Raw genomic sequence first — 21,332 nt, 5'->3', positions numbered from 1 at the left:
TCGATGGTACTCGAGTGCGTCCTCGTCTAATCCCATATCGGGGACACTGTGGGCGACTACAAAAAACAATGCGAAGGGGAGTTTCGACGGCTGTCGAAATAAACTGTTCCGCGGCCGCAGTTCGCCCGGACAAAAGACGGAGATTCGACCGTTTTATACACTCCGCGGAAGTGTGGTGGGGTATGGACGTCGCGCTTGGTGGGACCTTCGACCCCGTTCATGACGGCCATCGGCGGCTGTTCGAACGGGCGTTCGAACTCGGGGACGTGACTGTCGGCTTGACCAGCGACGACCTCGCCCCGAAGACACGAGACGTCGACCGGCGGGTTCGGTCGTTCGACGAACGGAAACGAAACCTCGAGTCGGAACTCGAGTCGATCGCGGCCGATCACGACCGCACGTTCGAGGTCCGGCTGCTTGAGTCGCCAACGGGGATCGCAACGGAACCGCAGTACGACTATCTCGTCGTCTCGCCGGAGACCCGCGAGGGCGGCACGCGGATCAACGAGATCCGCCGCGAACGCGGCCACGACCCGCTCGAGGTCGTCGTCGTCCCCCACGTACTGGCCGACGACGGCGACATCATCTCGAGTACCCGGATCGTCCACGGCGAAATCGACGAACACGGAAACGTCGTCGACGGGGAGTAAGCGTCGTCGCGGAGACCAACCCGTCGGTGACGAGCGTCAAGCCAACGGCCGATTGCCGTCGGACAGTACCGGCCGATACGGCTTCGTATCGTACAATTACGCCGGGACAGCCCGCTTCTGAGTCGTGGAACGGTCGTGCTACGAAACGATTACCAGCGCGGCGGCTCGAGACCCGCCGCCTCGAGCAACTCCTTCCAGCGCGATTGGATCGAGAGCCGGGAGACGTCGGCGGCGTCGGCGACCGCGCCCTGGGTACGGCCGTCGCCGGCGACGAGCGAGCCGGCATAGAGGCTGGCGGCCAGGACCGCCCGCTTCGATCGATCCGACTCGGGCACGTCGGTCAGAAAGAGGTCGACCGCACACGAGCGAGCCTCCGTCGACAGCTCGAGGCGGTCGGCGATCGTCTCGAGTTCCGCGAGCCACGGCTCGTACTCGACCCGGTCCCGGGCACTGTGCATACCTCCGAGTACCTGCTGAGCCGATATAAACGTGCGGTCACGGCGAGCCGTTCGACGAGCGGCCGATCGGCTCGCCGTCCCAACGAGAGACTACCGACACAACGGTCGGCTACGATTCATGGAGTGTGTGGACCGTTCGCGGCGGATTCGACTAGGAGCCGACTACTAAACCGCGTGTCGCCCCAACGGTCCGTCGACGTGCGGCGTGTCGAGTCCACCTCATGACAGAGCCAACCTGCAAACTCGTCTGTACCGGCTGCGGGCTCGAGTTGGCCTACCGGGAGCGCTCGCTGGCCGAACGGGCCGCGGAGTTACACCAGCTTCGGGATTCGGAACACGTGACGTTTATCGTCCCACCGGACTGGTCGCCCGAGGAGCCGGTGACCCACTGTTGAGCGCCGCTTGGCGCGGACCGACAGGTACTTACTCGATTCGTGAAAACTCGAGAGCGAGCGCGGGTAGCCAAGCCAGGCCAACGGCGCAGCGCTTAGGACGCTGTCCCGTAGGGGTCCGCCGGTTCGAATCCGGTCCCGCGCATTCTCCGCGAACAACTTCGTGAGCGGAGAATGCGGTCAGCGGATTCGAACGAGAGAAGACGGACGAAGCGACGCGAGTCCGTCTTCCCGTTGTTCGAATCCGGTCCCGCGCGCTATACTCGATCGGTCCCGACACTCCCTCGAGCCGTGCTGCTATCGCGACTAAATCCGTGAGCGATACGACCGGTGACCGAGCCACTGCTGGAGGGCCAACGGCCGCGCCGATCGTTTCGGCCGGCTACTGTCGAGAGAAACGACGGACAAGCGTCAGACGCTCCATAACGCTTATTCGGGCAGAAACAGGTTGTATGTTCAATGGCCGGGTTAGACGACGTCTTCGGGGACCTCTTTGCGAGTGTCGATGCGGTCGTACTCTTCTCACCCAGCGGCTCCTACTACGAGCAGTTCGTGGACATCGAGGACCTCGACGTGATCGTCGTCGGGACCGAAAACGCCGTCGGCGCGGAGACGTTCGTCGAACTCCCCCTCGAGTTCGGGAACATCTCCGAACGGATCCGATACGGCCTCGAGGGGGCTCTCGAGCAGGGCGTGATCGAGGACGGCGACGAGTTGGCCTGTGCAAGCAGCGTCTTCAGCGATGGAATCGATACCGTCTCGCGGGTGCGGGCCGACGCGGAGACCCGGACGGGGATCTACGACCTGTTCGTCAAGTCTCGGGCCGATCCGGAAGTAGTCAAGTCGGTGCTGGAAGTGGCGATCGAACTAGGCAAGAAGGGCCAGAAGGGCAAGCCGGTCGGCGCGCTGTTCGTCGTCGGTGACGCGGGCAAGGTGATGAACAAGTCCCGCCCGCTTTCCTACAACCCCTTCGAGAAGTCCCACGTTCACGTCGGCGATCCGATCGTCAACGTGATGCTCAAGGAGTTTTCGCGGCTCGACGGTGCCTTCATCATCTCCGACGCGGGCAAGATCGTCTCGGCGTATCGCTACCTCGAGCCCTCCGCGGAGGGGGTCGACATCCCGAAGGGGTTGGGCGCGCGGCACATGGCCGGCGGCGCGATCACGCGCGATACCAATGCGATCGCGATCGTCCTCTCGGAGAGTGACGGCCTCGTCCGGGCGTTCAAGGCCGGAGAACTCATCCTGGAGGTCGATCCGGAGGCGTACTGATATGGTAGAGTGGCAGCCGCTTCTGAACGAACCGGCCGTCATAGCCGCGGCGGTACTGACGCTCGGCCTCGCCGTCGGCTATCTGGTCGGTCGGCTCAACGAGGAACTGCTCTCGGCGTCGGGCGTCCCGGAGGCCGTCGAAGGAACCCCCTTCGAGCGGACCGCCCAGTCGATCGGTACCTCGACGGTCGAGATCGTCGCCCGCCTGAGTTCGTGGTTCATCTACGGCATCGCGGTGTTGACCGCGATCCACATCGCCCAGCTGCTCGACACCGACGCCTTCTGGCTGCGGGTCACCGAGTTCGTCCCCCAACTGTTCATCGCCGTCCTCGTCCTCATTCTGGGGTTTATCGTCGCGGACAAGACGGAACTGATCGTCAGCGAGTACCTCCGTGGCGTCAAGCTCCCCGAAGTATCGGTCATCCCGAAAGTGGTCAAGTACTCCGTCCTCTATGTCACTTTCATCATCGCGCTCGGGCAGGTCGGCGTCCACGTTCTCGCGCTCTTGATCCTGCTGACCGTCTACGCCATCGGCATCGTCATCGTCGGTACCGTTGCGTTCAAGGACTTCCTCGTCTCGAGCGCCGCCGGAATCTATCTGCTTCTGAACCAGCCCTACGGGATCGGCGACGAGATCCGGATCGGCGACCAGACCGGTATCGTTCAGGAAGTCGATCTGTTCGTCACCAAGATCGAGGACGACTCCGAGGAGTACATCGTCCCCAATCGGAAAGTCTTCGAAGACGGGATCGTCCGGATGCGGGACTGACTGGGCCGAGACGGGAACCGACTACTCGAGCGAGAGGCCGGCGTGCCAGCGATCGACGCCGGCCTCGCGTTTGACGGCATCCATCTTCGCCAGCAAGTGCGTCGCAAGCGTCGCGGTCTCGGCGGCACGGGACTCGCCTTCGGTCCGGAACGCGCCGGTCTCGCGGTTGGCATAGACGGTACAGACCGCGCCGGCCCGGAGCCCGTAGAGGTTCGCGAGGGTCAGGATGGCGCTGGCTTCCATCTCGATGTTCTTCACGTTCGCCGCTTTGAGTTCGTCGACTAACTCGTCCGAACCGGCGGCCTCGAAGCCGTCGAACCCGGGCCGGCCCTGGCCCGCGTAAAAGGAGTCCGAACTCATCGTCACGCCGGTGTGGTAGTCGTAGCCGAGCCGTTCGGCGGCGGCGACCAGCGCCGAGACGACCTCGCCGTCGGCGGCGGCCGGGTAGTCCTCGCGGACGTACTCGTCGCTGGTCCCCTCCTGACGGACCGCGCCGGTGGTGATCACCAGGTCGCCGACTGCCATGTCGGGCTGGATCGCGCCGCAGGAACCGACCCGGAGGAACGTGTCGACACCGATCCGGGCCAGTTCCTCGACGGCGATCGCGGCCGACGGGCTACCGATCCCCGTCGAGGTGACCGAGACCGGCGTCCCCTCGTAACTGCCGGTCGCGGTGCGGTACTCGCGGTGGTGGCCGCGGATCTCGTGGTCGTCCCAGGACGCCACGATCTTCTCGAGGCGTTCGGGATTGCCCGGCAACAACACGGTGTCGGCCACGTCGTCGGGGCCGACCTCGAGGTGGTACTGTTCGTCGGCGTTCGGGTCTTCGCTGTCTCGAGTCATCGAATAGCGGCGGTTCGGTGCGACGCTGTATATAAACCCGGGGCGGCCGTAGCGACGGTATGGCACGCGGGACGCTCACGGACACCTATGTCGCGGCGATCCAGCACGACCTGGCGGAGCTGCCGGCCGACGCGACCCGGGTCGGCGTCGTCCGCCGGCCGACCTCGTGGTTCCACGCGGCCGTCGACAAGAACCTGCCCGAACTCGGGCCCCCGGAACCGCTCCTCGAGTCGATGCGCGACGCCGAGGAGGACATGAAGATACAGGGGCTTTGCGAGGAGGGTGCCCACAACGCCGCGTGGGATCAGGTCGGGTTCGGCGAGGCCTACCGGGACCATCTCGAGAGCGACGACAGCGCGCGGGCGGCGATCGAAACGCTCTCCGAGCGGTTGGCAGCGGGCGAGTCGCTGGCGCTGGTCTGTTACGAAAACACCGAGAAGAAGCGGTGTCACCGGACGATCCTCCGGGAGTACCTCGACACACAGGCTTGAGTAGGCGGCCCGCAAACGGACGAGGAGAGGCACGAGTTCGACCCGTCGGAGCGATCCAACGACGAGATAGCGCGGTTCGTCAAGACCGCCGTCACGCCCCGCCCGATCGCCAGGGTCAGCACGCGAAGCGAGAACGGGACCGATAACCTCGCCCCGTTTAGTTCGTCGCTCTTGTGAAGCACGCTGTTGATTTTCAGAGCGCGGCGTCAAGAGCATGTTTGAGCGCTTCATCACCTGGTTTTCTGTAGAGTCCGGAGCTGAAAGGCTCTAAGATACTGCGTTAGCATGTCTTTTGATACTCCTCGGTGGGGCGAGAGCCACCGTCGCGTCAGCGACGCGTGGCTCTGACAGCTGTTAACGTGGACTTCGCCGTCAGCGTATTCACCGTCGCCGTGGATCTCGAAGCGCCCAAATCGCGAGTTCACCCATGTCGTATCGGGCGTACATTGTATCCGTTACACCCAGCCAGTATATAATTAAATAATATTTATTTTATATTTACAAAATTTGAATTATATATCGGTGGGAGATATTAAATTCAGACAAACCAAAACCCATATTAATACCGTAGTGTATTTTGACCTGTGTATACTGGGATTGCAGAGACAACAGGAAAGGTAGCAGAAGTCACCGATGCGGGCGAGGGACGTCGCCTTGTGATCAGCGCAGACGGCGTGTTCGACGACCTGTCGGTTGGGGATAGTATCTCGATCAGCGGTGTCTGTTTGACGGTCGAAGAGGTCGGCGGCGGTGAAATCGAGTGTTTTGCCGCCGAGGAGACGCTCGAACGGAGTTGGTTCTCCGAGCTAGCAGCTGGACAGTCCGTCACGCTGGAACGGCCACTACAGCCGAGCGACAGGATGGGGGGCCACATCGTTGAAGGACATGTCGAAGACACCGCCGAGATCCTCGATATCGAGGAACTCGATGAAGGGTGGAACCTTACACTTAAAAAACCGGCCGATCTAAGCCAGTACATCGTCGAGAAAGGGTACATCACTATCGAGGGAATGAGTCTCACCGTCACTGGCGTCGAAGACGACAGTTTTTCGGTGACGATCATCCCGGAGACGTGGAATATCTCAAATCTCTCGGAGAAGTCGACCGGTGACCACGTGAACATCGAAACCGACGTCGTTGCTCGGTACGTCGAGAACATCGTCTCCGAGACGCAGTAGCCGAAAAAGTCCTTCCACGCCGTACTCTTGAAGAGGCTAGGGATGCTGTCACCCGTGTCCTCGTTGAGGAATTTAGCGTTGTTCGTATCTGGTACAGTAGGCTATCTGGCCGTCAAAATGCTGCACTCGAAGCTGAACTCGAGCGGTCAGTGGGAACCCATCACGAGACAGTAGGCGTCGTGACGTAGCAAATCTCCGAAGTAGATTTAGATAGCGCCCTTGAGGCGGTCGCGACTGATAGCCGATCACTCTTGTGGCGTAGATTGTTGGTGAGTTAGAGCGTAGTTTCGAAGATGGTTTTGAGTGCCTCTTTCCCTGGTTTTCGGTAGGCTTGTCCTTGGAGACGCATTGATGGGGCGAGAGGCAGGATAGCGCCAGCGATCCATGGCTCTCGCAGGTAGTGACGTGAACGTCTCCATCGGCGTATTCGCCGTCGCCGTGGACGACGTATTCGCGGTCGAATGCGTTGTCCTCGTCGAGCGGTTCGTACGCTCGAAAGCCGTCGGTATAGACCGTGATCGACACTTCTTTGCGGTCAGCAAGGAGGAGTCGAATTGTCGATTCATCAGCGGCTTTCGCTGGCAGCACGTAGCGGTCGCCGGTGCCGCGATCAGCCAGAATAAACACGGGTGGCTTGTCCTGCTCGTACGGTCCTCGTCCACGCGTGGAGAGGCCACGCGAGCGCGACGATCGGTCGCGCTCGCGGCCTTTTAGCCCTAAAGAAACGCAGACTTCGTCGATTTCGAGGGGACCGACGAGGTCGAGCGAAGGCGTGTCGAGCGCCTTCGTGAATCGCTCGACGTGCTGGTAGATCGTTTTGTACTGGACGTCGATCTCTACTGAAGTTGGTGAAAACTCGTGTCAAACCGGAGAAACACGTATATCGAGAACAGCCACTCTCTGAGTGCAATCTTCGAATGGGCGAAGATCGTGCCGGTCTTGTCGTTGAATGTACGGTCACAATTCACACACAGATAGCGCTGAAGGTGTCCATAGCTGCCGTTCTGACCTGACGGTCAAGAACCGCAGCGAGGGCAAGGAACTCCGTTACGCCAGCGAACCTGCTGTAACTGGTCCGCTGCGACCGATTCCGATCCAAACACATTGAGCGGAATCATACCTAACGGACACCGCTGACGCGGTGTCCTTGCTCTCTTTGATTCTAGAGCGACAGCTACGCAGCATCAACAATCTCCTACAGAAGAGCGTTAGTTCGTCCAACTACGTCTCTCTGCAGGAGCCGACCGTCCTCTTCAACACGCCCGACGGCGACCGCGGCGAGTATCACACCGTCTCGGCTCCGCGGGTCGCGGACGCGACGATCTCGATGGAGTGTACGCTCCACGACTCGCTCGCGGTCCACGACAAACTGATGTGCCTCGGCGACTGACCGACGGCAAACTCGACGCCCGCGACCTCGACACGGTCGACCGCCTCGGAGGGCCGTACTACACCATCTCGGAGCCGGTGCCGTTCGAACGCAAGTTCTGATGCGGGTAACGACGCAGGCGGCCGCTGGCTCGAGACCTACTCAAGCGTTTCTTCGGAGATCGTGTTCGGCAGCAGTTCGCCCAGCGTGTACTCGGTCACGTCGTCGCCGCCCTCGTCACAGATCACGGCGAGGTCGTCGTCGTCGCAGAACTCCGCCAGCGTCTGGCGACACATTCCACAGGGCGTGACGCCGTCGCGCCGATCGGAACTGACCGCGAGCCGCGAGAACTCGCGGTGGCCGTTCTTGACCGCCTCGGCGACCGCGACCTCCTCGGCGTGGAGGCTGTTGCTGTAGTTGGCGTTCTCGAGGTTACAGCCGGTGAAGACCGCGCCGTCGGCCGTCTCGAGGGCGGCACCGACACGGTACTCGGAGTAGGGGACGTGGGCCCGGTCCTGTGCGTCGCGGGCGGCCGCGATCAAGTCGTTCATGGGACCCGATTCGACCGGCGGGGACCAAAGGATGTCGGCTCCGACGCCGGTCGTCGACGACCGCTACCGGACGTCCTCGATTGCCGCTTCGATGACCCCGCTGGCCTCGTCGACGAGATCGTCGACCGACTCGCTCTCCGCGTAGAGGCGCACGTAGGGTTCGGTACCGCTCGGGCGGACCAGCAGCCACGAGGCGTCGTCGAACTCGAGGCGGACGCCGTAGTCGGTGTCGACGGCGGCCTCGGGGAACGCGTCGGGCAGGTCGCTCTCGAGGGCAGACATGGCGTCGCTTTTGGCCGTGTCGGGGCAGTCGAGACTGACCTTTCGGTAGGGGCGTTCGGTGACCGGCTCCCGGAGCCGGTCGGTGTCGCCGGCCGCGGCGACGAGCGCGGCGACGACCGCCGCGCTTGCGACGCCATCGATCCAGCCGCCGAAGGCGGTGTGGATGTGCTTCCAGGGCTCGGCGGCGAAGGCGATTTCGGTGTCGTCCGAGCCGCGCTCGCGCTCCCGCGCGATCCCCTCGTGGAGTGCCCCGAGCCGGACGCGCTCGACCCGGCCGCCGGCCGCGCGGACCCGCTCGTCGATACGGGCGGAAGCGTTGGGTGTGGTGACGACGACGGGGTCGTCGGCGTCGCTGTCGGCCGTGTAGCGTGCCGCAACCACTGCGAGGACCGTGTCCTCGTGGATCACCTCGCCGTCGGGGTCGAGGACGACCAGCCGGTCGGCGTCGCCGTCGTGAGCGAGTCCAAGGTCGAACTCGCCGTCCGCGACGAACGCCGAGAACTCCGCGAGCGTCTCCGGGGTCGGTTTGCTCCCCCGGCCGGGAAAGTGGCCGTCGACGGAGGCGTTGACCGCGACGACCGTCGCGCCGAGTCGCTCGAGGACCTGTGGGGTCGCGAGCGCGCCGACGCCGTTCCCGCAGTCGACGGCGATCCGCAGTCCCTCGAGCGGGTCCGGCGGAGTCGCGGCGTCGCCATCGGGACCGGCATCGGCGAACCGCTCCCGGACGTAGCCGGTGACCGCGTCGCGGTACTCCGAGAGGACGGCGAGGCGTTCGCCGTCGCCCCACTCGTCCCAGTTAGCGAGGCCGTCCTCGGCCGCAACGGCCTCGTCGACGGCCCGTTCGGCGCCGCTGTCGTACTCGACGCCGTCGGCGAAGAGCTTGATGCCGTTGTCCGCTGGCGGGTTGTGGCTGGCGGTGAGCATCACGCCCCGCCGGCCGCGCGAGGCGTAGGCCAGTGCAGGCGTCGGCACCTGTCCAACACGGCGGACGTCGGCCCCGGCGCTCTCGAGGCCGGCTTCCATCGCCGCCGAGAGCGCCGGGCCGGTCTCTCGCCCGTCGCGGCCGACGACGAACGTCGCCCCGGGTTCGCCGGCGGCTTGGCCGACGGCGAGCGCGAGCGACGGCGTTACCTCATCGACGGGACCGCGAATCCCCGCGGTTCCGAACAGCGTCATATGCGCTCGTTCCGCGAGCAGCCACTTAGCAACGTTGCAACTCGTCGCGGACGATAGCGGGGCTCGACGCCGGACAAAAGGGGTTACTCCGCCGGCAGGTCGTCGATCAGTACGACGGCCTCGCCGTCGATTACGGTCGCGTCGTCGTCCTCGTTTCGGACGACCGTCTCGAGGCGGTACTGGTCGTTGCCGAGGGACTCGACGATCTCGACGCGGGCGGCGACGCGATCGCCGATGCCGACGGGGCCGCTGAACTCGAGGTCCTGTGAGAGATAGATCGTGAGTCCTGGGAGGCGAGCGAGGGCGGCACTGATGAGTCCGGAGACGAGCGTCCCGTGGACGATACGTTCGCCGAAGCGGGTCTCTTCGGCGAAGTCCTCGTCGAGGTGGAGTCTGTTCGTGTCGCCGCTGACCGCGGCGAAGGCCCGGACGTCCTCGTCGGTCAGCGCCTTCTCGAAGGTGACGGTGTCGCCGACGCTGATGCCGTCGGGGTCATCGACCGTGCGATCGAACTGCCAGTCGAGGTCGGAGTACTCGATGGAGGGGATCGGCGGTACGATCCTGTCGCCTTCGGAATCGCGGTCGCCGTTGGCGGCGGGAACCATCGCGGAGACGGCCGCTCGGTTGGCCGCGGTCGCGGTTCGGAGGAACCCCCGCGTCATCGCCGACCAAGCGTCGGTCATGGCGGCGAAGTTCTCACCCCCAGTGTTCTCGTGTGACATCTACGAGCGGCTAAGCGAGGGACGTATATGACTTCTTTGGCTGCATTTCGGCCGATCCAAGCCCGTGTTACTGGCCACAAATCGCCGTAAAACTCGATTACGACTCGGTCGTATTCGCCGGTCATCCCGTCGCCATGACGGTCGTGATCGGCGAGCGGTCGGCACCGATGGGACTCGCTCGAGACGGGGACTGTCCGGACGGGTCGGCGACGTGGCCCGGAGTGACCCACTTCGAACCCCCTGAAACCATCTGCTGGTACTAGATGGTATCTAGTGGAAAGCCTTATGCTGTCCGCGATCCAAGAGACTGTTGATGACGGACGACTCCGACCGATCGCCCTGGTTCCCGCCTGCCATGTTTACCGAGCAGATGCAGGAAGCGGGCGAGCAGGTTGCCCAGTCCCAGCAGGAGATGATGAAACAGTTGCTCCAGGCCAGTTCGGCGAATCCGCTCGAGGATACGTCGGCCTTTGGCCCGATGAACATGGGCACGGCGACGTTCAAGGCCCGCGTCCAAAGCGGCGGTCGGATCAGCATTCCCGAACCCGAACGGGACGCCCTCGACATCGAGGAGGGCGATATCGTCCAGACGATCGTCGTCCCCGTCAAACGCAACCGAGAGGATCAATCATGACTCAGAACCCATTCACCGCAGTCTTCGACGCACAGCGCACCGCACTCGAACAAAGCCAGTCGTTCGCCCACGAGGCTCTCGAGGCCCAGCAGACCTCGATCAGCGCCGTCGCCGACGTCGTCGAGACGTCGGGATCGCTGGCCGAGTCCAACGCCGAACTGACCAAGGGCGCGATCCACGCCTATTTCGACGCCCTCGAAGCGTCGATGCCCGAAGAGGCCGCCGAGTTCGACGACCTCCGCGATCTCGTCGACGAGAGTTTCGATTCCGCGACCGAGGCCCAGTCGCAGTCGCTCGAGGCCGTCCTTGAGGCCCTCGAGGAGTCCGAACTCGCCTACGAGGAGTTCGCCGCGAACTACTCCGAAGTCGTCGACTCGTCGTTCGACGCCGCCCTCGAGGCCCACGAGCAGGTCGAGGAGAACGTCGAAGCGGTCGCCGAGGACGTCGAGACCGCCGCCGACGAGTTCGACGCGTCGGCCTGAATTAGGCCCACCCGTTTTTCACCCACCATCCCCAATTTCCGTATATGTCAGACCAACACCAGCCCCAGGCAGGAGACTGGAGCGCGTTCGCCGAACAGTGGAACGAGCAGTTCCTCGACGCACTCGAGGACAACATGGAAGCGCAGGCCCAGTTCGTCGAGCGCTGGTCCGAAAGCGTCGGCGAACTGAGCGAGGACGAGGAACTCTCCGACGGCGTCGAGGGCTATGCCCGTGCCTACGAGACGTGGATGAACGCCTCCCAGCAGATGGTCGATCGGATGAACGACCAGCTCGAGGGCGAGGACGTCGACATCGAGGAGTTCCGTGACATCTGGCTCAACACGGCCAACGAGGCGTTCAAGGACGTGATGTCGACGACCGCGTTCGCCAAGATGACCGGCGAGACCGTCGGCGACGTCCTCGAACTGCAACAGCAGGCCGACGAGGCGGCTCAGGAGACGCTGCACACGCTCGGCTTCGCGACCGAGGACGACATCGTCGAGGTCGGGGACCGGCTCGTCGAACTCGAGCGCCGCCAGCACGCCGTCGAGCAGAAACTCGACCGCGTTCTCGACCACCTAGAGGAGCAATGAAGAACCCCTTCGCAACCGCCCTGAACATGCAACGGCAGGCCTGGGAGGCGACCGCCGACCTGGCCGAGAAAAGCAGCGTCGCACCCGACCGGACCGAAACCGTCGAGAACGTCGGGGTCGGGCAAACGCCCAGCGAGGTCGTCTACGAGGAGAACAAGCTCGAACTCCTCCACTACGAGCCGATGACGGAGGAGCAACACGACATCCCCATCCTCATCGTCTACGCGCTGATCAACAAACCCTACATCCTCGATCTCCAGCCGGACCGCTCGGTGGTCCAGACGCTGCTCGAGGCCGGCTTCGACGTCTACCTGATCGACTGGGGCGAACCCTCCAAGCTGGATCGGACGCTCGGTCTCGACGACTACGTCAACCGGTATATCGACAACTGCGTCGACGTGGTTCGGGATCGCTCCGGACTGGACGCGATCAACATCCTCGGCTACTGCATGGGCGGGACGATGTCGGCCATGTACGCCTCCTTGTCTCCCGAGAAAGTCGAGAACTTGGCGCTGATGGCCGCCGGGCTCTGCTTCGACGGCGACGGCGGCGTCCTCGAGCTGTGGGGCAGCGAGGACTACTACGACCCCGAGACGGTCACGGCGACGTTCGACAACGTTCCCGCCGAGTTCTTGGACGTCGGCTTCGCCCTGATGGATCCGGTCCAGAACAACGTGACCAAGTACGTCACGTTTTACGACAACATGGAAGACGAGGACTTCGTCGAGAACTTCGCCCGGATGGAGCGCTGGCTGGCGGAGGGGATCGACGTGGCCGGCGAGGCCTACGAGGAGTTCATCCGCGACATCTATCAGGAGAACAAGCTCTACGCAAACGAACTCCGGTTGGGCGGCGAACACGTCGATCTGGCCAACATCGACATGCCCGTCCTCCAGATCGTCGCGGAGTACGACCACCTCATCCCGCCGGCGGCCTCCAAACCGTTCAACGACGAGATCGCCTCGGACGACACCGAGATCCTCGAGTTCGCGACGGGCCACATCGGCATGTCCGTCTCCTCGCGAAGCCACGCGGAACTCTGGCCGGAAGTCTGTGACTGGTTCGAGGCGCGCTCGAACGGGACGGAAGAAGGGTCACGCACCTCGGATCGGTCGACCGACCCCGACGCCGCGGACGCGGCGCTGGCCGAGGACGTCGCCGGCAACGAATCGGGTGCCAGCGACCTCGCCGACGGCGGCGTCGACTTCGAGTCGGGGACGGATATCGACGCCGAGACGAGCGAGTTCCACGGTCAGGATCTCTCGGACGCGGAGATCGCCGATCGCGGCGAGGGGGACGTCCAGGCAGAACCGGCCGAGCCGGGCGAGATGACCGTCGACGAGGACGTCGTCGAGGAGGTCGCTGGCGAGGACGCGGCCTCGGAGATCGCGTCCGAACCCGACGATCTCACCGATCTCCGGGGCATCGGCGACGCCTACGCAGCGGCGCTCGCCGAGGCCGGGATCGAGACGTTCGCGGAGTTGGCCAACGCCGATGCCGCCGACCTCGCCGCCGAAACCGGGATCTCGCCGACTCGAGTCGAAGACTGGATCGACCAGGCTCGAGAGCGCTGAGGCCGGTGTCGACGATGGGGCGATCCGATCGCCCCGGTCGCCCTCCGGTCGTTTGCACTCACTGTATTGATAGCTAACAGGTCGTTATTTACCATCGGACGTTGAATGTGTGAGTTATGTCCATGGATGGTCGCACCTGCGTTATTACGGGCTCGGCGAAGGGGATCGGTCGCGGCATCGCCGAGTACCTCGGCGAGGAGGGAGCGAACGTCGTCATCAACTACCGATCGTCGGAGGGCGAGGCCTACGAGGCAGTCGACGCCATCGAATCGGCCGGCGGCTCGGCGGTCGCGGCTCAGGCCGACGTCTCCGACCGTGCGGCGGTCGAGAACATGGTCGAGGTCTGCCACGAGGCGTTCGGCCCGGCGGACGTCCTCGTGAACAACGCCGGCATCACAGCCGACAAACAGTTCACCGAGATGTCCCCCGAGGAGTGGAACCGCGTGATGGACGTCAATCTGGGCGGCATGTTCAACTGTACGCAACTGTTCTACGACGACCTCTGGAACGCCGAAGAGGGTCGATTGATCAACATCTCGAGCGTCGTCGGCAAACAGGGCAACTACGGCCAGGCAAACTACGCGGCCGCGAAAAGCGGGATGTTCGGCTTCACGCGGACGATCGCCCTCGAACTCGCGAAGGGGGGATCGACGGCCAACTGCGTCGCACCGGGCTTTACCGCTACCGATATGCTCGAGAGCGTCCCGGACAAGGTGTTAGACCGGATCATCGCGGGGATCCCTCTCGAGCGACTGGCGGAGGTCGAAGACATCGCCGCAGTAGTTCGATTCCTCGCCAGCAAGGACTCCTCGTACGTGACCGGCGAAGTGATCGACGTCAACGGCGGGATGGACCTGTAACGACAGTCGTCGCTTCGTTCTGCGTTCGAACGCGACTCAGTCTGCACTCCCCGGGAGTTCTGAAATCGCGTCCGCCGTTTCCGCGGCGAGTTCCGCGACGATCTCTCCTGCGGGACGAACGTCGTTCGTCAATCCGACGCTCTGGCCGGCAAACAGCGCCATCGATTCGACGTCGCCCTCGACGCCGGGCGTCGCGAGCGCCTCGTCGTAGCGTTCGATGGGGGCACCGTCACCGCTGTCGGTCCGCGCGACGACCTCGTCTTCGCCCGGTCGCTCGCCGGCGGGCGGTTCGCCGGCCTCGCGCCAGCGCTCGAGCGTCTCGTTCTCGAGGACCCGATGCGGCGTCCCCGGCCAGCCCTTGTCGAACAGCGTCGTATAGGCGGTATCAGTCTCGTCGCTCTCGCGGAGCCGCCGCCGGTACTCGTCGTGAACGCGCGCCTCCTCGCTCGCGACGAATCGAGTCCCGAGCCACGCGCCGTCGGCCCCGAGCGCGAGCGCGGCGGCGATCCCTCGGCCGTCGGCGATCCCGCCGGCCGCGACGACCGGGACCTCGTCGCCGACCGCGTCCGCGACCCGCGGCACGAGTGCCGTCGTCGCGACCTCGCTCTGGACGTGACCGCCGGCCTCGAGGCCCTGCGTGACGACGGCATCGACGCCGGCGTCGACGGCGTCGCGGGCCGCCTCGGCGCTGCCGACCGTCCGGGTGACGACCGCGCCTGCCTCGTGGATCCGATCGACGTACGGAGCGGTATCGCCGAACGAGAGGGTGACGATCGGCGCGCCCGCATCGAGAACGGCCTCGAGGTGGTCGGCGGTGTCGATGGCCGTCGTCGCTTCGTCCAGCACGAGGTTGACTGCGAACGGGTCGTCGGTCAGCCCGCGGGTCTCGCGGATCGCTCGCCGCGTTTCCTCGCGGTCGCGCCACGTGACCGCGAGGTGACCGAGCCCGCCGGCGTTCGAGATGGCGGCCGCGAGTTCCGGTGTGGTCGCGCTGCCGATCGGTGCCTGGACGATCGGGTACTCGATTCCGAGCAGGTCAGTGAGTCGCGTCTCGAGCGTCATCCGTGACTACGCCTGCCGCTTTTCCTTCTCGAGGACTCGAACGTCCTCGATCCCGGTGTCGGGGTACTGTCCGTCCGCGTCCTTTTCCACGGCCTTGACCATGTCCCAGACGACGTTCAGGCCGGTCGTCACGCCCTCGAGGGCCTCCATCTCGCAGCCGGTCTTGCCGGTGGTCTCGACGGTGACCCGGAGTTCGATCCGGTCCTCGTCGAGGGCGAACTCGGTATCGACGTTCGTGATCGGGATCTGGTGACACATCGGGATCGTCTCCCAGGTGTGTTTGACGGCCTGGATCGCGCCGACGCGGGCAGTCGCGAGGACGTCGCCCTTGCCGACCTCGTCGGCCCGGATCGCCTCGATCGTCGCGGGCTGCAGGCGGATCTCGCCGGCTGCGACCGCGCGGCGCTCGCTGTCGGGCTTGTCGCCGACATCGACCATCTGGACGTCCCCGTCCTCGGTGGTATGCGTGAGATCGTCGGCGCTACCTTCGTCCGCACTGTCGGCCAAGCGGTCGTCACTCATCGTCACCACCCCAGAGGACCCCCGGGAGTTCCCCGACCAGTTCCGACGCGAGGAGGCCGTAGTCGTCGCGCTCGGCGAGGCGTTCGCCCGCGAGCCCGTTAACCTGAGCGCCCGCCGCGGCGGCCTCGAGCGGGTCGGCATGCTCGAGCAGCGCCGCGACGATCCCGGCGAGCGTGTCGCCGGTGCCGCCGACTTTCATGCCGACGGTGCCCGAGCGACTGATCCGGGTCCGCTCGCCGTCGGTGATCACGTCGTTTGCACCCTTCGCGAGGACGACGTGTCCCAGATCGGCCGCGAACGCCTCGATCTCGTCGGCCGCGGCCGCCAGATCGTCGGTGTCCGGGCCGCCCATCCGTGCCAGTTCGCCCCGGTTGGGCGTACAGACCAGCGTCGCGTCGGTCTCTAACTCGGGGACGACCGCGAGCGCGTCGGCGTCGACGACCGCCCGGCCCGTGTAGGCCGAGAGGAACTGACGAGTCGCCTCGAGGGTCTCGTCGGCGGTCCCGAGGCCGGGGCCGATGACGACGACGTTGTCGTAGCGCTCGGCCGTCTCGAGCAGGTCGTCGGCCACATCGGGCGTCAGAACCTCGCTGTCGTAGGGCTGGACGATCAGGTCCTCGCTGTAGCCCTGTATCTCGCCGGCGACGGAATCGGGGGCGGCGACGAAGGACAGTTCCGCGCCGGCCCGCAGGGCCGCCTGTGCGGCCAGCGCCGGCGCGCCGGTGTAGGGACCGCCGCCGATGACGTTGGGTCGACCTTCGCGACCGTCCGGTCGCGCGAGGGCCACGTCACCGGGGCCGACGAACCGCTCGGCGGCGGCCGGGATGCCGATGTCCGCGACCGTGACGGCCGCCTCGAGGTCGTCGAGTCCCGGCTTCGTGTCGTGGAAGGTGACGACCCGATCGGCTTCGACGCCGTTGTCGGCGTGGTCGCCGCCGTCGGCGTCAAACCCGGAGGGGACGTCGACCGAGACGACCGTCGCGTCGGCGACGTTGATCGCCGCGGCCGCGGTGGCGGCCGGTTCCCGCAACTCGCCGCTGATTCCCGTCCCGAGCATCGCATCGACGATCACGTCCGCCTCGGGGAGGTTGATCCCGCTCGAGTCCGTGATCTCGTGTGTCTCGTAGTCGGCCCGCTGGAGGGCCGCCCAGTTCTCGCGAGCGATCTCGGTGCCGATCCGCTCGGCCCGGCCCAGCAACAGCGTCGTGACGTCGTATTCATCGAGAAACCGGGCCGCGACGAACGCGTCCCCGCCGTTGTTGCCACGTCCGGCGACGATGGTAACGCTCGCACCCGGTTCCGCGACCTCGCGGACCGCGCGAGCGACGGCGCCCCCGCTCGACTCCATCAACTGCTTTCGCGGGACGCCAAGCGACGCGGCGTTCTCGTCGACGGCGGCCATCCGTTCGCCTGTAATCATGGCTACTGATTCGACCGGCCGACTGGTGAAGATTGCGGACGACCGGCAGCCTGAAACCGACGCGGCCCCCAGCCCGTCCGTGAACGTCTTCTGGCTCGACGAGGACCCTCGCCTCGCGGCGCGGTACCACTGCGACCAGCACGTCAACAAGCTGCTACTCGAGGCCGCCCAGGTCCTGTGTACTGCCGCCCGCGAGAACGGCTACGAGGCCGAGTTCCTCTACGGGTCGACTCACGTCGATCACCCCGTCACGCGGTGGGCAACCGAATCGCGGGCCAACTGGCTCCGGCTGCGCGACCACGCCGAGGCGCTCAACGCGGAGTTCGTCGAACGCTACGACAAGGACGAGGCTCACGCGAGCTGGACGGTCATCGAACGCATCGACGTCGACGCGATCGCGTTCCCGTCCGCGGAGCCGACACCACGTCCCCAGGCTATGCCGGACGAGTACAAACAGCCCGGCGATCCGGTCGCTGCCTACCGCGCCTACTACGCCGGCGAGAAGGCCGACTGGGCCAAGTGGGCGTATACCGAGAAACCGCCGTGGCTCGCGGCTCATTTGTCCGACGCCGAGTGAACCCACGGCGTCTCGAGCGGTCTACTCACCCAGCGGTCCGTGATACGTGCCCTCGCGGCCCGCGGGACCCGGACTCGATAACGATTATTCGACTTAATTTCGTCCCGATAACTCTGAACGCATAAGTACTCCCGACCCGTATCGAACACATGAACACGCTCGAAGCAACCGAGCCGATCGACAGCGCCGACGACGAATTTCACGACCCCCCGCTCGCACAACCGGACCCCGACATCCATCTGCCCGGAACGCCGACCGTGTCGTTCATCGAGTACGTCGCGGTCGCTATCCGGACGCTGCGTCGCTGAATCGGCACCGAGGTGGCCGCGAAAACGGGGTACCGCTCGACCGAACGTTCCGAGCGACGATTCAGTACCGGATCTCGAACCCGTCCTCGTCTCGAGGCTCCTCGTATTCGACCGTGACGTCGTCGACCTCGGCGGCGGGGCTCCCCGTGTGACACCACTCGACCATCGCTTCGACGGCGTCATCGGGGCCCTCGAAGACCGCCTCGACGCGACCGTCCTCGAGGTTTTTCACCCAGCCGTCGACGCCGTTCTCCCGGGCCGTGTCACGGGTGTTCGCTCGGTAGTAGACGCCCTGTACCGTTCCGGAGACGAAAACGTGTGCGCGAGTTCGGTCGGTCATGTTCGTGCCCTCGAGCGCGACGGGCAAAAATCCGCGGCCGTTCGGCCGGCGAGTGACGCGATGACGATGTGGCGAACGGCCTGCCTGCGTTTACCGCGGCTCTTCGTAGCGGCGAGCGCCGACGATCATCCGGACGGCAAGTACGACGACGCCGACGGCGAACGCGATCCAGACCGCGTCCGATCCGCCGAACGAATCGGTGTATTCGACGGCGGCGACGAGGAGAACGAGCGACGCCACGTACAGCGTATTGGTGCCGATGAAGTCCGCCAGCCCTTCCTCGTCGGTCACCCGCTCCGGATCGTAGCCCGCGATCAGCTCGACCACACCGAAGTACTTGATGAGGACACCGAACGCTCCGATGAACCCTGCAGTCACGAGGAGACCGATGACCGAGTCGGTGGCCATACCGAACAATTGACACTCATCTCACAAAACATTTGGTGCGTTAGTCGCGTGGACCAAGCCAGTACTCGCCGGGTCAGTGGGACGCCCCGTTATTCACCGGTTCGCAGGTGATGGAAGATATAGGTCTGGGCGTACCCCGCGTACTCCCCGCCGAGTCGTTCCCGGATCGCTCGAGAAGTGTCAGCGTAAGACCCGCGATCGCAGTCGGGGTAGTACTCCTCGATCGCCGATCTGATCCACGTATCGAGCGGGACGGCCTCGTCGAAGCCCAGCGAGAACAACAAAACGCAGTCGGCGACCTTCTCACCGACACCGACGAACTGCGTCAGATACTCCCGGGCAGCCTCGTACTCGAGGTCCCGTGCCGCGGCCGGATGTGCCTCGCCGTCGGCGACCATCTCGGCGGTCCGGACGACGTAGGGGGCGCGATACCCTAATCCGAGATCGCGGAGTTCGTCCTCGGTCGCGGCCGCCAGCTTCTCGGGCGTCGGGAACGCGTGGTAGGTCTCGCCGTCGAAGGCGATCGGACTGCCGTACTCCCGAGCCAGCGCCCTGACCATCCCGTGGATCCGACTCACCCGCATCTGTGCCGAGCAGATGAACGCGATCAGACAGCCGAAGGGCGGATCCTGAACCAGACGCAGTCCGCGGTGGGCCTCGTAGGCCTCCCGGAGCAGGGGATCGTCCGGTCCGGCCGCGACGATCGCCTCGAGGTCGTCGTCCAGACACAGAAGTCGACGGACGGTCGGCTCGGCGTCGGTCGTCGATTCCCACTCGAGGCGATCGTCGCGAGACCGAACACGGATCACGTCGCCGTCGACGACCGTCGAGTACCACGCGCCGGGGGCGGGGTCCCCGTGATACATCTCGCCGTCCTCGCGTCGCCAGAGGTAGCTCTGTCCGCTCTCGAGCGTCCGATACAGATCGAGTCCACCGGCGAGTTCCGCGAGTTCGATCGTGCCCGTCGCCATTCGTTGGGGCCTTCGCGGGGGCAGGCTTTTGCCTTTCGAACCGACCGGGCTGACCCGGAGCAACAACGTGTTTCCGCCGCTCCTCGGTCGGGCGAACCTTCTTACTGTAGGCCACACATTGTCTAGGTATGAATTGCAGGGTTGTCGTCGAAGCTGCCGTGCCGGTATTCGACGTCGAAACACCGGACGAGGCGATCCGTATCGCCATCTCGAAGACGGGCGAGATGTTGAACCCTGACCTGAACTACGTCGAGATCAACATGGGCGAGCGTACCTCTCCGTCCGGAGAGGAACTGCCCCCCGCGTTCATCGCGGCCGATGAGGCACTCGTCGCGCTCGAACTGGAGATGACCGTCTTCAACGTCGAGCGCGAGGAACACGCCTCCCGAATCGCGCGCAAGGAGATCGGCCAACGCCTCGAGAACATCCCGCTCGAGGTCACGCAAATCGAGATCATCGAAGACGAAGACGCCGAGGACGAAACGGACGACGAATCGGCCGGAACCGAGTCGGCCGACGACGAAGCCGTCGAGTCGCCGACCGACGTCGACGAGGACGAGAGTGACGACGAGGAAATCCTCCCCGAGTTCGAGGATCTCGTCGAGTAGTCGTTTTCGGGGTCACGGACGGCGAATAGTCCGATAGTTGTCCGTCTCGAGTCGGTTGTCGGAGAACGTCGAACCGAGAGAGATGAGACTCCGAAGCGGTTGTGACGATCGGAGGATGCGACGAGTGACTCAGTCGGCAGTAGCGGCGACTGCTTCCTGCTCCCCTTCCTCACGCATGTTCTTCGTGATTCCCCCGGCGAGTGCAAAAACAGCGGCCTTGTGGTCGGTCTTCGATTTGTGGATGGATGTCGGTCGGATCCCTTTCGCTTCGTATTTCTCGAGATCGATCTGACAGTTGTCCCACTCGGCGCACTGGTTCGATACCTCCGCGAGAAGGCCGTGAAGGTGAATGAGCTCCTGCTTCTTCATAACCATCCAGTCCTACCCACTGCAGGGTTATATTATTATCTTGAGTTGCGTTAACACGCGCCTCGTGGCGATCGAACGGCCTGTCATCGTCCGGTACGGTTCGAACGGATCACCTACAACGGCGTAATCACAAGCCGGGATCGAGGTAGAGGTTTATTTCTCGCCGTAATAGATTGTTTCTCCCCACGTTCCGAAATGCTGGCTCCGGAGAGTTAAACGGTGACTACTCGGAGAACGACGGCGGGAGAAACCGTACTGCTAGCCGAGCTGTTTCAGCGTCTGGAGGTCACGATCCGTCCGCATGAACTCGGCGGTCCGGTGGGAGGCATGGCAGTTCGGGCAGTGGAACATCTCCGCAGCTGCGGGGAGTTCGTCCGGGGAGACCTGCCAGTCTTTGGTACATTCGGGACACAGTAACTGGACGGTCGTCGTATCCATGTGACTCCCTTTC

Annotated in this window: 29 protein-coding genes, 1 tRNA gene and 2 pseudogenes; 16 read left to right on the top strand and 16 right to left on the bottom strand. The window is 64.5% G+C overall.

Going from position 1 to position 21,332, the window contains the following annotated elements; all coding sequences use genetic code 11:
• Positions 1 to 182: 182 nt before the first annotated feature.
• Complete coding sequence (locus ACERIM_RS15965; protein ID WP_006179674.1) at positions 183 to 650, top strand: phosphopantetheine adenylyltransferase; 468 nt, start codon at positions 183 to 185, stop codon at positions 648 to 650.
• A 149-nt stretch (positions 651 to 799) separates the two neighbouring features.
• Here the strand turns inward: ACERIM_RS15965 and ACERIM_RS15960 are convergent, their stop codons facing one another.
• A complete protein-coding gene (locus ACERIM_RS15960) occupies positions 800 to 1,108 on the bottom strand; it encodes a cyclin (RefSeq protein WP_006179675.1) in 309 nt (102 codons plus the stop codon).
• 221 nt (positions 1,109 to 1,329) lie between these two features.
• Between ACERIM_RS15960 and ACERIM_RS15955 the strand changes: the two genes are divergently transcribed.
• The 4 genes from ACERIM_RS15955 (at position 1,330) to ACERIM_RS15940 (ending at position 3,541) form a co-directional block, all read left to right on the top strand.
• Positions 1,330 to 1,503: a hypothetical protein gene (locus ACERIM_RS15955; RefSeq protein WP_006179676.1), complete on the top strand. Its 174-nt coding sequence runs from the start codon at positions 1,330 to 1,332 to the stop codon at positions 1,501 to 1,503.
• A gap of 57 nt (positions 1,504 to 1,560) precedes the next feature.
• Positions 1,561 to 1,645: transfer RNA gene (locus ACERIM_RS15950), tRNA-Leu, on the top strand.
• A 314-nt stretch (positions 1,646 to 1,959) separates the two neighbouring features.
• On the top strand, positions 1,960 to 2,772 hold the full coding sequence (dacZ, locus tag ACERIM_RS15945; protein WP_006649381.1) for a diadenylate cyclase DacZ: 813 nt from the start codon (positions 1,960 to 1,962) through the stop codon (positions 2,770 to 2,772).
• Between the two features lies 1 nt (position 2,773).
• Positions 2,774 to 3,541, top strand: coding sequence for a mechanosensitive ion channel domain-containing protein (locus tag ACERIM_RS15940; RefSeq protein WP_006649380.1), 768 nt, complete (start codon positions 2,774 to 2,776; stop codon positions 3,539 to 3,541).
• 21 nt (positions 3,542 to 3,562) lie between these two features.
• Here ACERIM_RS15940 and ACERIM_RS15935 read toward each other — a convergent pair whose 3' ends face one another.
• The gene (locus tag ACERIM_RS15935) at positions 3,563 to 4,384 is read right to left on the bottom strand and encodes a nucleoside phosphorylase (RefSeq protein WP_373633424.1); all 822 of its coding nucleotides are present in this window, start codon (positions 4,382 to 4,384) and stop codon (positions 3,563 to 3,565) included.
• A 59-nt stretch (positions 4,385 to 4,443) separates the two neighbouring features.
• Here ACERIM_RS15935 and ACERIM_RS15930 point away from each other — a divergent pair, with 59 nt between their 5' ends.
• The gene (locus ACERIM_RS15930; RefSeq protein ID WP_373633423.1) at positions 4,444 to 4,875 is read left to right on the top strand and encodes a DUF488 domain-containing protein; all 432 of its coding nucleotides are present in this window, start codon (positions 4,444 to 4,446) and stop codon (positions 4,873 to 4,875) included.
• 193 nt (positions 4,876 to 5,068) lie between these two features.
• Here ACERIM_RS15930 and ACERIM_RS15925 read toward each other — a convergent pair.
• Positions 5,069 to 5,279 (bottom strand): annotated as a pseudogene (locus ACERIM_RS15925) (IS1595 family transposase); the annotation flags it as partial.
• Positions 5,280 to 5,459: 180 nt separating this feature from the next.
• Here ACERIM_RS15925 and ACERIM_RS15920 point away from each other — a divergent pair.
• Positions 5,460 to 6,053, top strand: coding sequence for a riboflavin synthase (locus tag ACERIM_RS15920; RefSeq protein ID WP_373633422.1), 594 nt, complete (start codon positions 5,460 to 5,462; stop codon positions 6,051 to 6,053).
• A gap of 274 nt (positions 6,054 to 6,327) precedes the next feature.
• On the opposite strand, the pseudogene ACERIM_RS15915 reads toward ACERIM_RS15920, so the two are convergent.
• Positions 6,328 to 7,171 (bottom strand): annotated as a pseudogene (locus ACERIM_RS15915) (IS1595 family transposase).
• A gap of 23 nt (positions 7,172 to 7,194) precedes the next feature.
• Between ACERIM_RS15915 and ACERIM_RS15910 the strand changes: the two are divergent.
• Positions 7,195 to 7,443 carry a hypothetical protein gene (locus ACERIM_RS15910; protein WP_373633421.1) on the top strand — a complete coding sequence of 83 codons (249 nt, stop codon included), beginning with the start codon at positions 7,195 to 7,197 and terminating at the stop codon, positions 7,441 to 7,443.
• A 137-nt stretch (positions 7,444 to 7,580) separates the two neighbouring features.
• On the opposite strand, the gene cdd is transcribed toward ACERIM_RS15910, so the two are convergent.
• The 4 genes from cdd to ACERIM_RS15890 all read right to left on the bottom strand — a co-directional run bounded on the left by cdd (position 7,581) and on the right by ACERIM_RS15890 (position 10,403).
• Complete coding sequence (cdd, locus tag ACERIM_RS15905; protein WP_373633420.1) at positions 7,581 to 7,973, bottom strand: cytidine deaminase; 393 nt, start codon at positions 7,971 to 7,973, stop codon at positions 7,581 to 7,583.
• A gap of 63 nt (positions 7,974 to 8,036) precedes the next feature.
• Entirely contained in the window at positions 8,037 to 9,431 is a 1,395-nt protein-coding gene (locus tag ACERIM_RS15900) for a phosphomannomutase (RefSeq protein WP_373633419.1), read from the bottom strand.
• An 83-nt stretch (positions 9,432 to 9,514) separates the two neighbouring features.
• The gene (locus tag ACERIM_RS15895; protein ID WP_373633418.1) at positions 9,515 to 10,153 is read right to left on the bottom strand and encodes a MaoC family dehydratase; all 639 of its coding nucleotides are present in this window, start codon (positions 10,151 to 10,153) and stop codon (positions 9,515 to 9,517) included.
• Between the two features lie 121 nt (positions 10,154 to 10,274).
• A complete protein-coding gene (locus tag ACERIM_RS15890; RefSeq protein WP_373633417.1) occupies positions 10,275 to 10,403 on the bottom strand; it encodes a hypothetical protein in 129 nt (42 codons plus the stop codon).
• Positions 10,404 to 10,466: 63 nt separating this feature from the next.
• Here ACERIM_RS15890 and ACERIM_RS15885 point away from each other — a divergent pair, with 63 nt between their 5' ends.
• From ACERIM_RS15885 to ACERIM_RS15865, 5 genes are all read left to right on the top strand, one after another.
• Positions 10,467 to 10,787 (top strand): AbrB/MazE/SpoVT family DNA-binding domain-containing protein, encoded by a 321-nt coding sequence (locus tag ACERIM_RS15885; protein ID WP_006649374.1) that lies wholly within the window; start codon positions 10,467 to 10,469, stop codon positions 10,785 to 10,787.
• Positions 10,784 to 11,269: a hypothetical protein gene (locus ACERIM_RS15880; protein ID WP_006649373.1), complete on the top strand. Its 486-nt coding sequence runs from the start codon at positions 10,784 to 10,786 to the stop codon at positions 11,267 to 11,269. Before ACERIM_RS15885 ends, ACERIM_RS15880 begins: the two co-directional genes overlap by 4 nt.
• A gap of 44 nt (positions 11,270 to 11,313) precedes the next feature.
• A complete protein-coding gene (locus ACERIM_RS15875; RefSeq protein WP_006179686.1) occupies positions 11,314 to 11,862 on the top strand; it encodes a poly(R)-hydroxyalkanoic acid synthase subunit PhaE in 549 nt (182 codons plus the stop codon).
• Positions 11,859 to 13,436, top strand: coding sequence for a class III poly(R)-hydroxyalkanoic acid synthase subunit PhaC (gene phaC, locus ACERIM_RS15870; protein ID WP_373633416.1), 1,578 nt, complete (start codon positions 11,859 to 11,861; stop codon positions 13,434 to 13,436). The genes ACERIM_RS15875 and phaC overlap by 4 nt, the downstream gene beginning before the upstream one ends.
• Positions 13,437 to 13,552: 116 nt before the next feature.
• Positions 13,553 to 14,296: a beta-ketoacyl-ACP reductase gene (locus tag ACERIM_RS15865; protein WP_006179688.1), complete on the top strand. Its 744-nt coding sequence runs from the start codon at positions 13,553 to 13,555 to the stop codon at positions 14,294 to 14,296.
• A 36-nt stretch (positions 14,297 to 14,332) separates the two neighbouring features.
• Here ACERIM_RS15865 and ACERIM_RS15860 read toward each other — a convergent pair whose 3' ends face one another.
• From ACERIM_RS15860 to ACERIM_RS15850, 3 genes are read right to left on the bottom strand one after another with little or no spacing between them, the layout of a single operon-like run.
• Positions 14,333 to 15,358, bottom strand: a complete 1,026-nt coding sequence (locus ACERIM_RS15860; protein WP_006649371.1) for a nitronate monooxygenase family protein — start codon at positions 15,356 to 15,358, stop codon at positions 14,333 to 14,335.
• A gap of 6 nt (positions 15,359 to 15,364) precedes the next feature.
• Positions 15,365 to 15,880, bottom strand: coding sequence for a cyclic pyranopterin monophosphate synthase MoaC (gene moaC / locus ACERIM_RS15855; RefSeq protein ID WP_100243419.1), 516 nt, complete (start codon positions 15,878 to 15,880; stop codon positions 15,365 to 15,367).
• A complete protein-coding gene (locus tag ACERIM_RS15850) occupies positions 15,873 to 17,300 on the bottom strand; it encodes an NAD(P)H-hydrate dehydratase (RefSeq protein ID WP_373633415.1) in 1,428 nt (475 codons plus the stop codon). Before ACERIM_RS15850 ends, moaC begins: the two co-directional genes overlap by 8 nt.
• Positions 17,301 to 17,379: 79 nt before the next feature.
• On the opposite strand from ACERIM_RS15850, the gene ACERIM_RS15845 reads away from it, so the two are divergent.
• Both ACERIM_RS15845 and ACERIM_RS15840 read left to right on the top strand, forming a co-directional pair.
• Positions 17,380 to 17,877, top strand: a complete 498-nt coding sequence (locus ACERIM_RS15845; RefSeq protein WP_373633425.1) for a hypothetical protein — start codon at positions 17,380 to 17,382, stop codon at positions 17,875 to 17,877.
• Between the two features lie 149 nt (positions 17,878 to 18,026).
• Positions 18,027 to 18,185, top strand: a complete 159-nt coding sequence (locus ACERIM_RS15840) for a hypothetical protein (RefSeq protein ID WP_015298822.1) — start codon at positions 18,027 to 18,029, stop codon at positions 18,183 to 18,185.
• A gap of 61 nt (positions 18,186 to 18,246) precedes the next feature.
• Here the strand turns inward: ACERIM_RS15840 and ACERIM_RS15835 are convergent, their stop codons facing one another.
• The 3 genes from ACERIM_RS15835 to ACERIM_RS15825 all read right to left on the bottom strand — a co-directional run bounded on the left by ACERIM_RS15835 (position 18,247) and on the right by ACERIM_RS15825 (position 19,904).
• Positions 18,247 to 18,525 carry an acylphosphatase gene (locus ACERIM_RS15835; RefSeq protein ID WP_049966902.1) on the bottom strand — a complete coding sequence of 93 codons (279 nt, stop codon included), beginning with the start codon at positions 18,523 to 18,525 and terminating at the stop codon, positions 18,247 to 18,249.
• A 90-nt stretch (positions 18,526 to 18,615) separates the two neighbouring features.
• Positions 18,616 to 18,933 (bottom strand): DUF3784 domain-containing protein, encoded by a 318-nt coding sequence (locus ACERIM_RS15830; protein WP_373633414.1) that lies wholly within the window; start codon positions 18,931 to 18,933, stop codon positions 18,616 to 18,618.
• An 89-nt stretch (positions 18,934 to 19,022) separates the two neighbouring features.
• Positions 19,023 to 19,904 (bottom strand): DNA-3-methyladenine glycosylase, encoded by an 882-nt coding sequence (locus ACERIM_RS15825; protein WP_373633413.1) that lies wholly within the window; start codon positions 19,902 to 19,904, stop codon positions 19,023 to 19,025.
• A gap of 128 nt (positions 19,905 to 20,032) precedes the next feature.
• On the opposite strand from ACERIM_RS15825, the gene ACERIM_RS15820 reads away from it, so the two are divergent.
• A complete protein-coding gene (locus tag ACERIM_RS15820; RefSeq protein WP_006649364.1) occupies positions 20,033 to 20,512 on the top strand; it encodes a DUF555 domain-containing protein in 480 nt (159 codons plus the stop codon).
• Between the two features lie 129 nt (positions 20,513 to 20,641).
• Here ACERIM_RS15820 and ACERIM_RS15815 read toward each other — a convergent pair whose 3' ends face one another.
• Both ACERIM_RS15815 and ACERIM_RS15810 read right to left on the bottom strand, forming a co-directional pair.
• The gene (locus ACERIM_RS15815) at positions 20,642 to 20,881 is read right to left on the bottom strand and encodes a UPF0058 family protein (RefSeq protein ID WP_006179697.1); all 240 of its coding nucleotides are present in this window, start codon (positions 20,879 to 20,881) and stop codon (positions 20,642 to 20,644) included.
• A 258-nt stretch (positions 20,882 to 21,139) separates the two neighbouring features.
• A complete protein-coding gene (locus ACERIM_RS15810; protein ID WP_006179698.1) occupies positions 21,140 to 21,319 on the bottom strand; it encodes a hypothetical protein in 180 nt (59 codons plus the stop codon).
• Positions 21,320 to 21,332 lie beyond the last annotated feature (13 nt).

The organism is Natrinema sp. H-ect1 (genome assembly GCF_041821105.1).
Classification (GTDB): domain Archaea; phylum Halobacteriota; class Halobacteria; order Halobacteriales; family Natrialbaceae; genus Natrinema; species Natrinema thermotolerans.
Note: the sequence above shows the minus strand (reverse complement) of the source record. Positions and strands in the feature narration are given on the sequence as shown.

Bases quoted from the DNA above. Each gene is read 5' to 3' on its own strand.
- ACERIM_RS15965 (WP_006179674.1), top strand. From the start codon at position 183: ATGGACGTCGCGCTTGGTGGGACCTTCGACCCCGTTCATGACGGCCAT.
- ACERIM_RS15960 (WP_006179675.1), bottom strand. From the start codon at position 1,108: ATGCACAGTGCCCGGGACCGGGTCGAGTACGAGCCGTGGCTCGCGGAA.
- ACERIM_RS15955 (WP_006179676.1), top strand. From the start codon at position 1,330: ATGACAGAGCCAACCTGCAAACTCGTCTGTACCGGCTGCGGGCTCGAG.
- dacZ (WP_006649381.1), top strand. From the start codon at position 1,960: ATGGCCGGGTTAGACGACGTCTTCGGGGACCTCTTTGCGAGTGTCGAT.
- ACERIM_RS15940 (WP_006649380.1), top strand. From the start codon at position 2,774: ATGGTAGAGTGGCAGCCGCTTCTGAACGAACCGGCCGTCATAGCCGCG.
- ACERIM_RS15935 (WP_373633424.1), bottom strand. From the start codon at position 4,384: ATGACTCGAGACAGCGAAGACCCGAACGCCGACGAACAGTACCACCTC.
- ACERIM_RS15930 (WP_373633423.1), top strand. From the start codon at position 4,444: ATGGCACGCGGGACGCTCACGGACACCTATGTCGCGGCGATCCAGCAC.
- cdd (WP_373633420.1), bottom strand. From the start codon at position 7,973: ATGAACGACTTGATCGCGGCCGCCCGCGACGCACAGGACCGGGCCCAC.
- ACERIM_RS15900 (WP_373633419.1), bottom strand. From the start codon at position 9,431: ATGACGCTGTTCGGAACCGCGGGGATTCGCGGTCCCGTCGATGAGGTA.
- ACERIM_RS15895 (WP_373633418.1), bottom strand. From the start codon at position 10,153: ATGTCACACGAGAACACTGGGGGTGAGAACTTCGCCGCCATGACCGAC.
- ACERIM_RS15890 (WP_373633417.1), bottom strand. From the start codon at position 10,403: ATGGTTTCAGGGGGTTCGAAGTGGGTCACTCCGGGCCACGTCGCCGAC.
- ACERIM_RS15885 (WP_006649374.1), top strand. From the start codon at position 10,467: ATGACGGACGACTCCGACCGATCGCCCTGGTTCCCGCCTGCCATGTTT.
- ACERIM_RS15880 (WP_006649373.1), top strand. From the start codon at position 10,784: ATGACTCAGAACCCATTCACCGCAGTCTTCGACGCACAGCGCACCGCA.
- ACERIM_RS15875 (WP_006179686.1), top strand. From the start codon at position 11,314: ATGTCAGACCAACACCAGCCCCAGGCAGGAGACTGGAGCGCGTTCGCC.
- phaC (WP_373633416.1), top strand. From the start codon at position 11,859: ATGAAGAACCCCTTCGCAACCGCCCTGAACATGCAACGGCAGGCCTGG.
- ACERIM_RS15865 (WP_006179688.1), top strand. From the start codon at position 13,553: ATGTCCATGGATGGTCGCACCTGCGTTATTACGGGCTCGGCGAAGGGG.
- ACERIM_RS15860 (WP_006649371.1), bottom strand. From the start codon at position 15,358: ATGACGCTCGAGACGCGACTCACTGACCTGCTCGGAATCGAGTACCCG.
- moaC (WP_100243419.1), bottom strand. From the start codon at position 15,880: ATGAGTGACGACCGCTTGGCCGACAGTGCGGACGAAGGTAGCGCCGAC.
- ACERIM_RS15850 (WP_373633415.1), bottom strand. From the start codon at position 17,300: ATGATTACAGGCGAACGGATGGCCGCCGTCGACGAGAACGCCGCGTCG.
- ACERIM_RS15840 (WP_015298822.1), top strand. From the start codon at position 18,027: ATGAACACGCTCGAAGCAACCGAGCCGATCGACAGCGCCGACGACGAA.
- ACERIM_RS15835 (WP_049966902.1), bottom strand. From the start codon at position 18,525: ATGACCGACCGAACTCGCGCACACGTTTTCGTCTCCGGAACGGTACAG.
- ACERIM_RS15830 (WP_373633414.1), bottom strand. From the start codon at position 18,933: ATGGCCACCGACTCGGTCATCGGTCTCCTCGTGACTGCAGGGTTCATC.
- ACERIM_RS15825 (WP_373633413.1), bottom strand. From the start codon at position 19,904: ATGGCGACGGGCACGATCGAACTCGCGGAACTCGCCGGTGGACTCGAT.
- ACERIM_RS15820 (WP_006649364.1), top strand. From the start codon at position 20,033: ATGAATTGCAGGGTTGTCGTCGAAGCTGCCGTGCCGGTATTCGACGTC.
- ACERIM_RS15815 (WP_006179697.1), bottom strand. From the start codon at position 20,881: ATGAAGAAGCAGGAGCTCATTCACCTTCACGGCCTTCTCGCGGAGGTA.
- ACERIM_RS15810 (WP_006179698.1), bottom strand. From the start codon at position 21,319: ATGGATACGACGACCGTCCAGTTACTGTGTCCCGAATGTACCAAAGAC.